We start from the raw sequence: 13,844 nt of genomic DNA on the forward strand, positions 1-13,844 counted from the left end.
ACCTGCAGGTCAAGATTGCGGACTGCGGGTTGGTATGCGACTGCGAGACCGATACAGAGATCTTGCAGAGTGTCCTCACACTCGAGCAGTCCACGAGCGCGAGTTTGTCGCAGAGACAGATAGCACTGAGCGAGTTTAGAGATGGACAGAAGATCCGAGTTGGAATCCTCGCTTTTATTGCGCGGGGACCTCGCCCCGAATGAATCGGCCAAGGCCAGCTCGAGGAAACCAGCGGCACGGAGCCGAGCTTCCTCTTTCCAGATCGGTTGACCGAGAACCTCGGTGTCGTGATGGACAGCCTTCAATGCATCTACGACAATTTCGAATAGCGCCAAGCGCCAGCGCAACTCGGGGGAAACCTCGCCCAGGACGGGTTCGGCCGCCCCCGTCTTGTCCGAGCGTTTTATTTCCTCGCGGATGATGGCAGATAGCCCAGCAGCCTGAAGTCCGTCCATTGCTCAATCTTTCAAGAGAGGGAGCGGCACCACGGAGTCGGGTGGGAAGGATCGTGTGCCTCAGCCTGATCACGCCCGCCAAGGCGAGCCGTGAATAACGCCGCGAAAACTGCAGAGTTTAAAAGATGTCGTGTTTGAGGAGCACATCGGCCACCTTGTCGCGTTCATTTCCTGATAGGGGAGCCCGAGGTTGCAAGGCTCGCTTCTATGCAGGCGAGTAGGTCAGCGTCCTTGAACGGTTTGGTCAGATAGCAGACGGCACCATTCTTCTTGGCGCACTCCCGGTCCCGTTCATCCGGAAAGGCCGTAATGAGAATTGTCGGAATTGGGGTGCCTGCTGCGGCCAAGTGGTTTTGCAGCTCTAGTCCCGACATGCCGGGCATCCGCATATCCGCAATCAGGCAGGAGGCCCTGGAGGGGCCACCGGCCCGAAGAAAATGTTCGGCACTGTGGAACGATTCTGCAATAAAACCGGTCGCTCTCATAAGACCCAGGACCGCTTCGCGCACAGAAATGTCGTTGTCGACAATCGAAATTACGGCGTTTCCTGGCATGTGCCCTGTTGCTTTCTATCCGACGGCCAACATTAGCGCTGCCAGGCGGCGCCTCGCTATTGCGCAAGAGGAGCGCGGTCATGGACTTGTAGCAAGGGCTCTTGCCCACTCGCAGTGGTGGGATTGACCCGGAGCCTAGGGGTTCTACGACTTTAGTATCGATCGCCTACGCGTTTTCGGCAGAGATTCCGAGCATGTCGGCCATGCGCACCAAATCGACCAAAGAGTGCGCGCGCATCTTGCGCATAACCTGGCTGCGATGGACTTTCACCGTTGTCTCGCTGACATCGAGCCGTCCGGCGATTTGTTTGTTTTGCAGGCCCGTGATCACGAGCGCCAGAACTGAGCGCTCCCGTGCGGTCAGGCCAATGAGACGCTCTTGCAATTCCGCCAAACGTTTGGCGTCCTGGCGCCGGGCGCGATCACGCTCGATCCCGACCTGAATGGCGTCGAGGAGTTCCTGTTCACGGAAGGGTTTGGTCAGGAACTCCACGGCTCCGGATTTCATCGCGCGAACAGACATTTCAATGTCAGCGTGACCGCTGAGAAATATAATCGGCAGACGGATATTTGCGCTCGCCAGTGTCCGCTGGAATTCCAGGCCGCTTTGCCCGGGCATGCGGACGTCTAGCACAATACATGCAGGCGCATCCGGGAGTTTAGTTTGCAGGAATTCCTGTGCGGTCCCGTAGCTCTGCACCGTCAGGCCCAGCGACCGTAGCAGGTTTTCTATCGCTCCTCGCACGGACGCATCATCGTCCACGACGAGGACCACTGGCTGCGGCTCGGTCAAGGTGCCTCCTGACTGTCAGTGGGCAGTTGGAACTCGAATACGATGCCTCTCGGCAGTTTAGGCTTGGACAATAGTCGTCCGCCATGCGCCTCAATGATCGATCGGCAAATCGAAAGTCCCATCCCTAAGCCGTCAGGCTTAGTCGTGAAGAGAGGCTCAAAAATGTGCTGCGCGAGCGCCGGGTCTAGTCCCGGGCCGGTGTCCCCGACCGCAACCCGCACATGGCCCGGCTCGGCCGGTGTGACGGTGACATGAAGCTCCCGCCTGCGATCCGCAACCTCTTCCATCGCCTGGATGCCGTTAACGATCAGGTTCAGCAGCACTTGCTGCAGTTGGACCCTGTCCCCCAATACCGGCCGGTCGCCGCCGGCGAGATCCGTGACAAGCACAACACCGCGCCGGTGCAATTCGCTACGGGTCAGGGTCAGCACCTCGTCGATGGCATCGGAAATGTCAAACTTGGCTATGTGAGGGCCAGATTTCTTGACCATTGCCTGAAGCCCCTGGATCACGTTCCCTGCCCGCATACCGTCGCGCTCTATCTGAGCCAGCATTATCCGCGCTTCATCAAGATCCGCTTGATCCCGGTTCAGCCAGCGCAGGGCAGATGCGGCATTCAGTGTAATCGCGACCAAGGGCTGATTGATCTCGTGTGCCAGGGAGGCGGCGAGTTCGCCGAGCGTCGTCAGCCGCGAGACGCGGGCGAGGTCGCTCTGAACGTTCCGCAACGCCTCTTCGGCAAGCTTGCGTTCAGTGATGTCCATGACCGTCCCAAAGAATTCCGGGGCGCCGGTGTCCGTGAGGCCGGGGTGGCCAATACTTTGCAGATACCTGATCGCGCCGTCAGGCAGAATGATCCGATACTCCCGTTGGAACGCGCGCCTGTCCTGCGTCGCTTTGGCGAAGTTCTGCTCCAGCAGAGGCCGGTCCTCAGGGTCAACGCGGTCGAGAAGCGCATTGTACGACACCTGCTTGGCGGCCGGATCGAAGCCGAAGATCCGGAGGAATTCTGCTGATGTGGACAATACCTCGGCGCCCACGGTCCAGCGCCAGCTGCCAGTCCGGCTTATCACCTGCGCCTGGGCGAGCGAGGCTTCACTGCGCCGCAGTTCCTCCACGGCGCGCTTCCGGGCGGTGATGTCGACTGCGACCCCCGCATAAAGCGGTGGGCCCGAGCCAACCGGGATCACGAAGGTACTGAGCTCTGCCCAGACTGTTCCGCCGTCCTTGCGTCGGTAGCGTTTCTCGACGACCTGCGTCTGGGGGCCGCCGGCCGCGCGCGCGGCGATGATGGCCGCGGTGGAGGCGCGGTCATCCTCGTGAGTAATGTCAACGGGCGAGAGGCGGAGCAGCTCCGCTTCCGAATAGCCGGTCATGCGCTGCAGCGCTTGGTTTACGGCGACGTAGCGCCCTGCCTTACCGACCAATGCCACGCCGACCGGGACATTTTCGAACAGGTTGCGCCAGCGATCTTCGCTCACCTGCAATTCGGCGTAGAGCCCGGCATTTTCGAGCGAGATCGCGGCTTGCGATGCGAGCAATTCCAGCACCGAGATTCGGGCCGGCGTGAACACGTAGGATGCAAGGTTGTTCTCGAGATAGAGCACGCCGAGCAATTTGGTCTGTTTGACCAGGGGCAGGCAAAGAAGTGAGCGCACGCGCGTCCGGCTGAAATACGCGTCCGCCGCGAAGGGGTTCTGGGCCGCAGCATCATCCAGGATGACGCTCTGCCTTGTTCGGATTACGGTGTGGAGAAGCGATTCGGGCAGTTCGGCAGCTGTCACCTCTACGCGCCGAAGCGCGACCTCGATCGTCTTGTGAGCACTCCTGGCCTCCGATTCGATCTGCAGTTTGTCGCCGCGCAGAAGAATGAGCAGACCACGTTCTGCACCGGCGTGTTCGAGCGCGATCGTCATCAGGGTTTCAATGAGCCGATCGAGCACGATCTCACCGGAAACCGCCTGCGATGCCTTGACGGCCGCGCCGATGTCGAACTGTGCGATGGGCGTCCCGAGCGCAGTGGCCGACGGTCGCGTCATCCCGTCCTCGAAAACTCCGGGATGAAGCGTCTCAAGCTGCCGGACCTTGCCCATGGCGCCCCAGAGCGAGTAGCAGGATCGCGCGTTCCGGAGAAGTGCGGAGGATATCGTTTCGAGTCCGCGTGCTGCGTAGAACCGCGCGGCCACTTCCTGCGCCAGGCCTTCGTTCTGAACAAATCCATTCGCGCGCGCCTGCCGGATGGCATCTTCATAAAGGCGCTCGGCGTCAAGCACACGGCCGGTGAGGCGCGCAATCTCTGCCGATACCAGGGCGTGCTTGTCACCGAAGGTCGGTGGATAGGTTTCGGCCCATTCGCAAAGTTGTTCCTGATGTGCCGCGAGAAGTTCGCGCCAGCGTGATTGCTCGTCGGCCGAAGCTTCCCCATAGAGCGCTGCCACTGTCAGCGCGCCATAGTAATAGTAATCCAGCAGCTGGATTTGAGCGGCTGCGGCCGACAGGAGCGGCTTCACTTTTTCAGCTGCCGCGAGCGCATCGGCGTAGTCGCCCGACAGAAACCGCGCCTTCAGTTTAAGGATCCAGTAAAAGCAGGTCATCAAGGTCATCCGGTCTTTGGCCAGCTGCGCCTCGAACCTTGCTTCGTCAAACTGTGCATCGCTGAAGGTCGAGAAGGTCACTGTCCGACCTTGCATAGTCGCGATGAAGCGTTGCTGGCTCCGGACTATGTCTGCCGCGTCTCCATACCTGGCGTCCCGGGCAAAATCCAATGCTGCCTCCGACTCGCGCCATACCGCGTCGAGTGGATCATTCAGCAGGAGACGACCTGTGACAGATTGGTACATGCCGTAGCAAGCAAAGGTCAGATCGCCCGTCTCGATCGCGGCACGATAGGCGGCGCCCATGAAATTGATCGCGGTTTCGACCGACTGCGTCCAGAAGGCCACTGTTCCCGCTGCATGATAGACCTTCGCCGGGTTGGCGACGAATCCATGCTTCTCGACCAGATCACATGCAAGCTTGGCAAAGCGATAACCCTCACCGAAACGGTGAAAGACCGGGCCAAGGACAAACCCCAGCAGGGCATAGCCGAGCGTGGCAGCGCCACTTAGTCCGTGTTGCGTGCCGACCGTCACCATGCGGCAAGCGATCAGGCAAAATAGGTGAAAGTCGGTGAAGTAGGCAGGGGGCGTGAGAACCGAGAGCAGCTGCATGGCAGCCTGAAGTTCAGGATCTGTCATCAGCGGAAGATCAACCAGGCTCTCGATCGAGCGCCCATCGAGAGTCTGCCAGACCATCTTATACTCGAGCTGGACTTGCTCCCAGCTCGGGTGTGCCGGCAGTTCAATGCCGAACAGCCGCAGGCACTCCAGCGCGCTGGCAACAGCCTGCTGGTTTTCCGACTTCATCACATGGAATTGGAGTTTGAGTTGGTAGATGGTGGCCAGATCGACCGTCGACGTCGCGCGCTGAAGCAAGGTTGCAATCAATTGCTCCGCCTTGTCGAATTCACCGGTCAGAAACGCGCACTCCGAACGCTCGAGCCAGAGGTTGAAGGCCAGCTGGTATTGGCTGCCCGAGTCCTCCTCGTCCAACAGTGCCATGCCGGATTCGAAATAGCTGCGTGCCGCGGCATAGGCCGCCGAAGCCTTGGCTTTTCGCCCGGCACGCAGGTTGATTGCCGCGGCTCGTATTTTTTCGTCGCGGTCGACGAGTAACGCTGTCCCGCGATTGAACTGGTTCGCGACATCGAAGAGATGCTCGGCGAGGTCGTCGGCGGTCATGCCTGCCAGTAGCGCACGGCCGATGCGTAAGTGGATATCGGCCCGCCGGTCATCGGGTATCAGCGAATAGGCCGCTTGCTGAATACGGTCGTGGGGAAACTTATAGGCACGGTCCTGCGGCAGGACGAGCCCGGAATGAACCGCTTCCCAAAGGGCCGCTTGTGTCGCCGCCTCAGCCTCCCCACGCACCAGGGCCAGAGTGGCACTCTCGGCAACGTTGCCTAGGCAGGCGAGTTGTTGGACGGCTTCGCGGGTGCCGGGGACAAGCCGCCGCAGTTTGCCCACCATGAGATCCACGACATTGTCGGTGTAGTTTTGGGCGCGAATGCGGTCGACATCCCATTGCCAGGCAAGCGTGCCACGGTCGAAGGTGAGCAACTCTTCCTCGGCCAGCGCCGTCAGGAACTGGATCGCGAAGAAGGGATTGCCGCTCGTTTTCTCCTTCACCAACCGTGCCAGCGGGCGCGCGCTTTGCGGCGTGCTATGCAGCCCGTCGGCAATCAGCCTGCTAACATCCTCCAGACGGAGGGGTGCCAACACGATCTCCTCGACCCGCCCACCGCCTGCGCGGATCGCCTTGAGCGTCCGCAGGAGCGGATGCGTCGGTCCGACCTCGTTGTCCCGGTAAGCTCCGATCAGCATGAGGTGCCGCACCTCGGAATGCGTCAACAGGTGCTCGAGGAGGTCGAGCGTGGCCGTGTCCAGCCACTGCAAATCGTCAAGAAATAAGGCGAGCGGGTGCTCCTGCCGCGCGAAGACGCCGAGGAAGCGCCGGAAGGCCATCTGGAAGCGGTTCTGCGCGTCCTGCGGCGGCAGATCCGGGACCGGCGGCTGTTTGTCAATCACGAGTTCCAGCTCGGGAACAAGGTTGACGATGAGCTGGCCGTTCGGGCCCAGCGCCTCGTTCAGGGCAGTTCGCCATCGGCCAAGAGCCGCTTCGCTCTGGCCCAGAAGCGGGCGCACAAGGTTCCCAAATGCTTGGGCCAGGGTGGCGTAAGGGATGTCATGCTTATACTGGTCGAACTTGCCGGACGCGAACAAGCCACGCGACGGGACCAGCGACCTGTGCATCTCATTCACTACCGAGGACTTGCCGATTCCGGAATAACCGGACACCAGCACCAGTTCGGGCGTGCCGCCTGCCACCACACGGTCGAAGGTTGCGAGCAGGCGGTCGATCTCGCCCTCGCGCCCATACAGTCGCTCCGGGAGCAGCAGACGGTCCGGCACGTCCCGTTGCCCGACCGGGAATGGCGCAATGCCGCCGGTCGCCTGCCATGCCGACAGGCAGCGCTGCAGGTCAATTGCAAGGCCGACAGCCGTCTGGTAGCGGTCGTCCGCAGTCTTGGCGAGCAGCTTCAATACGATCGTCGATAGAACCCCGGGGATCCCAGGAATCCGTTCGCCGGGCGGCACGGGCTGTCGGGCGATATGGCAGTGCACCCATTCCATCGGATCCGCCGCGATGAAGGGCAGCCCTCCGGTCAGCATCTCGTAGAAGATAATGCCAAGCGCGTAGAGATCACTCCGAGAGTCGATCGAGCGGTTCATCCGCCCGGTCTGTTCGGGCGCCATATAGGCTAGCGTGCCGGCGATGACCTCGGGCGGTGACGGCGCCTGACGCTCGCGGGGCAGCCGCGAGGCGATCCCGAAGCCGGTCAGCCAGACACCACTGTTGGCCGGGTCGACAAGGATATTGGCTGGTTTGAGGTCCTTATGGACCAGCCCCTGCGCATGCATCCGGCCGACCGCCGCCGCGAGCGGGACGGCAATGCGCAGGAAATCCAGCACCTCCATCGGCCGGCCGAGCATATGATCGAGCGGCTCCCCGCCCGAATCAGCCAAAACCAGCGTGAGCCCACCCCCGCGCCGGAGTAGTTCGACCGGAATGACAGCCCATTCGCCGCCAAGCTCGGCCCGCATCGCGTATTCATGTTCAAGCCGATGGAGCAATCCAGGGGAAGAGCCGTCGGCGCGAGCCAACAGGATCGGCGCCAGGCCCTCGCCGAGCCCCCTGAACAGTGTTGGTGGGCCCTCCCCTAGATGAGAGAGCGCGTAACCCGACAGTTCCGTCACGAGGAACCTTCTACCGGCGGCGGTCGTCCCGCTCGCCCTTGCGTACCGCTCTCGATGCGGTACCCTTCGCCATTCTACCAGAATGTTGTTGCGGTTTGACACGAAAAACGGTTCGTCCGTCGATCGCGTGGGGATTGCAAAATTCCTGCCGGGTCACATTACCGCGCTGCGAGGGACCTTGAGCGCAGGGTGATCACAGGTAACTTGCCTGAGCGACCAATCGCGATGACGGCGCGGGTTTCGATGAATTCACTGACCGTTCCGACGTGATGGCCCAATGCACAGGCGGCGCCGACGCGCTTAATCGCTCCAGTAACTAGTTTAGTTGATCTATCATCGTTTTATAACTTGCGCCTTTGCCTCCGCAATCAGCTTCAGCACCAGGGGCTCCAGTCTTCTGACTTCAATATCCACACCCGCGGCATTCGGATGAAGCCCGTCCGGCTGGGCATATTCTGGATGGCCAACAAGGCCCTGAAGAAAGAAGGGATCATAGATCAGCCCCGGCCGCTTGCCGAGATCGGCGAAAACCGCCTTGAACCTGTCGTCGTAGTCATTGCCGAGATTGGGTGGAGCGATCATGCCGGTCAGCAGCACCGGGATGTGTCGGGACTGCAGCTGATCGAGGATATAGGTGAGGTTATGCCTCATCAGCGAGGGATCGAGCGCCCGCAGCGCGTCATTGCCGCCAAGCTCGACGATTGCGGCGTCTACCGGGCCGCCGCCGAGCGCCCAATCGAGTCGCGCCGCCGCATCTGTCGTTGTGTCGCCCGAAACCGCAGCGTCCACCAGAATAACAGCAGTGCCCTGTGCCTTCAACGCGGCGGCAAGCTTCGCTTGAAACCCGTCCTTTTTTGGCAGTCCATAGCCTGCGGTGAGCGAGTCGCCGAGGATCATCAGGTGCACCGGCGCCGCCTCAGCTCTGCTCAGACTCATCATGGTTCCCATGATGAAGAGCAGCAGCGCAAGAATTGCGCGCTTCGCAGTGCCGATCCCGCCACTATATGAGCCTCGCATGATCGAACTACTCCCCAAGGCGGCCACGCCGTCACGTCCGCCAATCATCAGTCTGCGTGACCTTCGGCTTAGCATCTCCGCCGCTGCCGGCACGGTCAACATTCTCCGGGGCATCGACCTGGATATCGAGACAGGTGAGACGATCGGGATTCTCGGTCCTTCGGGTTCGGGGAAAACAAGCCTGCTCATGCTTGTGGCCGGTCTGGAACGGGCCACCGGCGGGGCCATCACTGTCGCCGGGACAGATTTGGCGCGCCTCGATGAAGATGCGAGGGCACGGTTTCGCCTCGCGCAAATGGGCATCGTTTTTCAGTCCTTCCACCTTATCCCCACCATGACCGCCGTGGAGAACGTGGCCGTGCCGTTGGAACTTGCCGGCAGACCGGATGCAACGGCAGTTGCCGCCGAGGCCCTCAGGCGCGTCGGGCTCGGCCACCGCCTGTCCCATCGGCCGGCGCAGCTTTCCGGGGGTGAGCAGCAGCGGGTAGCACTGGCCCGTGCCTTCGCGCCCGGGCCTCGTCTCCTGCTGGCCGACGAGCCGACCGGCAACCTGGACAGCGAAACGGGCAAGCTGGTGATGGATTTGCTGTTTGATCTCTGCGGCCAGGCGGGCGCGACCCTCCTGCTGATCACGCATGACCCGGTGCTCGCCGCACGCTGCGGCCGAACCGTGACCATTAAGAACGGCCTGCTCGCGTGATCCGGCTGGCCTGGCGGATCGCGCTGCGCGATCTGCGCGGCGGCACACGCGGATTGATCATTGTCCTGCTATGCCTTGGCCTCGGTGTTTCATCGATCGCCGGTATCGGCTCGCTGCGTGCAGCCCTTGGACAAGGGATTGCGGAAGATGGCCGGGCGATTCTGGGTGGCGATTTCGTGCTCTCGACCGGGCTCGGGCCCTTTTCGCCGGCCGTCTCCGCGTGGCTACGGTCCCGCGGCGCACGGGTGTCAGAGACGGTAGAAACCCGCTCCATTCTCGTGGCTCCTTCCGGCCACCGGCTGCTGGTGGCGGCCAAGGCCGTAAGCCCTGATTGGCCACTGATCGGCCAGGTGACCACCCAGCCGTCTGGCCAGTTCGGCAATCTGAAAAAAGGCATCGATGGTCGGCCCGGCCTGGTGCTGGATCCCACCGGCGCGCAGACGTTGAAACTTCATGCGGGCGACACGGTGACCCTGGGGGGCGTGAGGTTCGCCTTTCGCGGGACGATCGCCGATTCGCCGGACCGGATTGCCGACAGTCGGCTATTCGGCGTGAAAGCGTTCGTACCCCTGGCCGCGCTTGCCGGCACGCCACTCGTCGCGCCAGGTGGACTCATCACCTTTAATCTTCAGGTGGCCTTGCCGCCGGGTGTCTCCGTTCCAGCGGCGCTTGCGGCGCTCCAGGCGCAGTTCCCGCGAAATCTCTGGCGCATCCGCACGACGGGCGATGCCACGCCCGATCTCTCGCGCTTCGTCGATCAGGCGGCGTTGTTCATGACGCTGCTGGGCCTCTCCGCATTGCTGGTCGGCGGCATCGGCGTCGCGAATGGCGTAGAGGCCTGGCTCACGGCGCGGGCGCGGAGCATCGCGACCTTGCGCTGCCTTGGCGCATCGGCACGGATGGTTGGCCTCATCCAGGGGCTGCAACTGGCGGTACTGGGCATTCCGGGCGTTCTCGCCGGCCTGGCGCTTGGCGCGGTGCTGCCGGTGCTTGTCCTGCCGGCTCTGCGCGACACACTTCCGGTGCCGCATCATGTCGGGCTTTATCCCCTCCCGCTCGCCTTGGCAGCCGCTTTCGGGCTGCTCGTGGGCGCTATTTTTGCGCTCAGGCCGCTCCGCCGGGCGACCGCCATCTCGGGGGCTGCGTTGTTCCGGGCGGCAGCGCTGCCGCCAAAGGTGCCGTGGCGGCTGAGGCCGATGCTCGTCGAGCTGTCGCTGATCCTCTTGCTCGTCGCGCTGGCCGCCCTTTCGGTGCCGCGCCCGAGCCTTGCCTTGGGCTATTGCGCGGGTGCCATCGCCACGCTCGTCTCGCTGAGGGGCATAGCGGCTCTCCTCCGGTGGCTGCTGCCGCGCCTGCCGGTGTCGCGCAATGTGGCCGTGTCATGGGCGCTCCGGCGGCTGCACGGGCCAGGCTCGCCTTTGCCGCTCATGCTGATGTCAGCCGGTGCCGGTCTCACCGTGCTTGTAGCAGTGGCCGAAATCCGCGCTAATCTCATGGCCGAGTTTGCAGGCGAATTGCCCCGTTCAGCGCCGAGCTTCTATTTCATCGACATTCAGCCGGCCGAGCTTTCGACCTTCGAGGCCGTGGTGCGAAACACCCATGCCGCGTCCGACCTCCAGGAACTGCCGAGCCTGCGCGCCCGGATCCTGGCCGTGAAGGGCGTGCCGGTGGCGCAATTCCACCCTCCGGGGCGAAGCGACTGGCCGCTGCGCACCGATGTCGGCTTCACCTATGCGGGTAAACCGCCGCCGGGCACGCGGTTGCGCGCCGGGCAATGGTGGCCCGACGATTACCTCGGACCGCCCGAGGTCTCCTTCGATGCGCGGATCGCCAAGGAGTGGGGTATCCACATTGGGGACCGGCTCACGGTCAGCGTCCTGGGGCGGCAGTTCGACCTCAAGGTTGCAAGCCTGCGCGACATTCACTGGCAATCCCTTGAGCTGAATTTCCTGCTGATCGGCACGCCTGATCCCTTCGCGGGCGCGCCCCATACCGTGATCGCGACGCTCAAGGCGGATCCGGGCCAGGAAGGTGCCGTGCTGGCAGCCGTGACGGACGCCTTACCGGGTGTCACGGGCATCGATGTCGGCCAAGTCCTGGCAGCGTTCCGAGACTTGCTCGGTCAGATCGGCACGGCGGTTAGCCTTGTCGGGCTCGTGGCGCTTATGGCGGGCGGCCTTGTTCTCGTCAGTGCCATTGCGGCGGAACGCGAGCGGCGCATTGCCGAAGCCGTGGTGCTAAAAACACTCGGTGCAACGCGGGCGCAAATTCGCCTCGCCTGGCTCACCGAATTCGCGGTGGCCGGCGGCATGGCCGGCGTCGCCGCCGCGGTGCTGGGCGATCTCGCTGCCGCCGTCGCCATTCGCCGGGTCTTCCACACGGATTGGCATTTTCTGCCCGGGATCATGCTGCTGACGGTGGCCTTGAGCATTCTGGCGATGATCGCGCTCGGCTTCGTCTCAACCGAGCGCGCACTCCGCCAGCCGGCGGCGCCGCGGCTCCGGTTGGAGAACGGCGGTTGAGGCATTGCCGACTGAACGGCACTGGCGTGGCGTGGATCGGGCAGTTCACCTAACGAGGTTTGGCGTGACGCCAAACTCACCCGTCATTCGCTGATAGCAGGCCATCGACGTGTCAAGTTACGAGACGTTAAGCCGACCGCTACCAGCCCGTTGAGCAATCGCGCTGTCTAGCCGATTCAGCTTGACTTGTCGTCCCCATCAAAATGATCGCTGACAAGATCCGAGCCGATTTCGTCAACGGGCAGCTACACGGTTTCGGGGCTTCCGGTCTTCGACCTCTCCTGCTTTGATGCCGAGGGCGACTTTTGTACGCCCTAGACATCCAATCCCCTCTGCGGAAGGAGAAGTCCGATCGTGTCGGCAACCACGACGCTGCAGCTACGCATGGATGAGGCGGTTCGCCATGTCATCCGCAACTACAACCCGCAAGGCAGTCGTATTGGCTGGCTGATGCTGGCTTCGATCTTTGTCGAAGCATGGGACCTATACGCGATTGCTTTCGTCCTGATCTTCATCAGGGCGCAGTACCATCCGAGCGCCCTGCTTCTCGGACTAGCGGCGGCCGGTACGCAAGGCGGAGCTTTGGTGGGGGCTCTCGTCGGTGGTTGGCTTTCAGATCGCATAGGCCGACGCATCATGTTCCTCTGCACCATGGTGCTCTTCATCGTTCTTGCCGTCGCGCAGGCTTTCGTGACGAGTGTTGCATTGCTTGCCGTGCTTCGCTTTTTCCTCGGCATTCCGCTTGGCAGCGATATTTCCAATGGCTACACCTACATCATGGAATCGCTGCCCCCAGGCGAGCGAGAGGTGGTGGGCAATCGTTGGCAGTTCATGTTCGCCGTCGGCGAGATTATGACGCTGGCTACAATCCTCGTCATGCTGCTTTTCCACATGAACCACGAACTCGTGTGGCGCATCACGCTTGGCCTTGGCGCAGTGCCGGCGCTGATCATCTTTCTGCTTCGACACAGCCTCCCCGAGACCGCTGTCTGGCTGATACGACGGGGAAAGTTTCGTGAAGCGAAGCTGGTGTCGCGTCGTCTCTATGGCGACGAACTCGAGATGCTTCCCAATCAGGACTTCGAAGTACCTCAGCCGCGTCCAACCGAATTCCTGAACGACACGCGCCGCGATCCCGTGCGGTGGCGCGCGACTCTCTTCAGTTGGATCGCATGCTTTGCGCAAGGCACTGAATTTTCTACTTTCGCCTTCTATTTGCCGGTTCTTTTTAGTCTCGTCGGCGTGTCATCGTTAATCGGAATCAACGCCGTGACCATGGCGCTCTACGTCGTAGCGGCGATTTCCGGCTGGGTCGGCCCGATGATCACGCCACGTATCGGGCATCGTGGCATTAGCATTGCGGGTTTCGGCATCGTGTTCGTATCGCTGCTCGTCGCAGCCTGGGCGCTTTACACGAATCACATCGTGGTGCTCCCCTTTGCCGCGGCTGCGATGCTCTGGGGCCACTATTGGGATGCGTCAAACACCATGACCATCGCCACCGTTGTCGCTAAGCCGCAATATCGCGGGACAGCTTCCGGCTTCGCGTACATGTTCGTCAAATTGCCATCATTTTTGGCAATCTTCCTGTTCCCCTCTCTCTTTGCCGTCGTGGGCCACGCCACAGCCACGCTGCTGGTGGCGCTTTGCCCGCTGGCCGGTCTGCTCGGTGCCATCTTCCTCCTGCCGGAGATATACGGCTACGAGCATCACTGAAACGTGCCTACCCTTTCGCAGGCTTTAGCGTTGTCATTTTCACCGTGGAAGAAGAAGATTTTGACCGCTGTCGCCTACGGTGGCTAAGCGCCTCCCATTCCCGATGAGAGGCGGAGAGAAAACATCGACTGCCACTTCGCGATGCCGATTCCGTCCGACGGCACGCCGTTGGCGGTGTCGGCAAAGCTAGGCCCCGTGCTTTTGATTTCGCTATGAACTTTCTCATCGCCGC

8 protein-coding genes are annotated in these 13,844 nt (G+C 62.0%); 3 read left to right on the plus strand and 5 right to left on the minus strand.

From position 1 onward, the window contains the following. From VL752_RS12410 to VL752_RS12430, 5 genes are all read right to left on the minus strand, one after another. Positions 1-455 (minus strand): hypothetical protein (locus VL752_RS12410; protein WP_325355642.1); only part of this gene is annotated, 455 nt, incomplete at its 3' end. A gap of 164 nt (positions 456-619) precedes the next feature. Beyond that, positions 620-1,009: a response regulator transcription factor gene (locus tag VL752_RS12415; RefSeq protein WP_325355644.1), complete on the minus strand. Its 390-nt coding sequence runs from the start codon at positions 1,007-1,009 to the stop codon at positions 620-622. A gap of 166 nt (positions 1,010-1,175) precedes the next feature. Beyond that, a complete protein-coding gene (locus tag VL752_RS12420; protein WP_325355646.1) occupies positions 1,176-1,802 on the minus strand; it encodes a response regulator transcription factor in 627 nt (208 codons plus the stop codon). Next, positions 1,799-7,657 carry an AAA family ATPase gene (locus tag VL752_RS12425; protein WP_325355648.1) on the minus strand — a complete coding sequence of 1,953 codons (5,859 nt, stop codon included), beginning with the start codon at positions 7,655-7,657 and terminating at the stop codon, positions 1,799-1,801. Before VL752_RS12425 ends, VL752_RS12420 begins: the two co-directional genes overlap by 4 nt. A gap of 333 nt (positions 7,658-7,990) precedes the next feature. Then, positions 7,991-8,605 carry an arylesterase gene (locus tag VL752_RS12430; protein ID WP_325355650.1) on the minus strand — a complete coding sequence of 205 codons (615 nt, stop codon included), beginning with the start codon at positions 8,603-8,605 and terminating at the stop codon, positions 7,991-7,993. 67 nt (positions 8,606-8,672) lie between these two features. Between VL752_RS12430 and VL752_RS12435 the strand changes: the two genes are divergently transcribed. From VL752_RS12435 to VL752_RS12445, 3 genes are all read left to right on the plus strand, one after another. Next, positions 8,673-9,374 carry an ABC transporter ATP-binding protein gene (locus tag VL752_RS12435; protein ID WP_325355652.1) on the plus strand — a complete coding sequence of 234 codons (702 nt, stop codon included), beginning with the start codon at positions 8,673-8,675 and terminating at the stop codon, positions 9,372-9,374. Next, on the plus strand, positions 9,371-11,896 hold the full coding sequence (locus VL752_RS12440; protein ID WP_325355654.1) for an ABC transporter permease: 2,526 nt from the start codon (positions 9,371-9,373) through the stop codon (positions 11,894-11,896). The genes VL752_RS12435 and VL752_RS12440 overlap by 4 nt, the downstream gene beginning before the upstream one ends. A 354-nt stretch (positions 11,897-12,250) precedes the next feature. After that, complete coding sequence (locus VL752_RS12445) at positions 12,251-13,612, plus strand: MFS transporter (protein ID WP_325355656.1); 1,362 nt, start codon at positions 12,251-12,253, stop codon at positions 13,610-13,612. Positions 13,613-13,844: the final 232 nt, after the last annotated feature.

The sequence above is a fragment of the Acidisoma sp. genome, assembly GCF_035492295.1.
Taxonomy (GTDB): domain Bacteria; phylum Pseudomonadota; class Alphaproteobacteria; order Acetobacterales; family Acetobacteraceae; genus Acidisoma.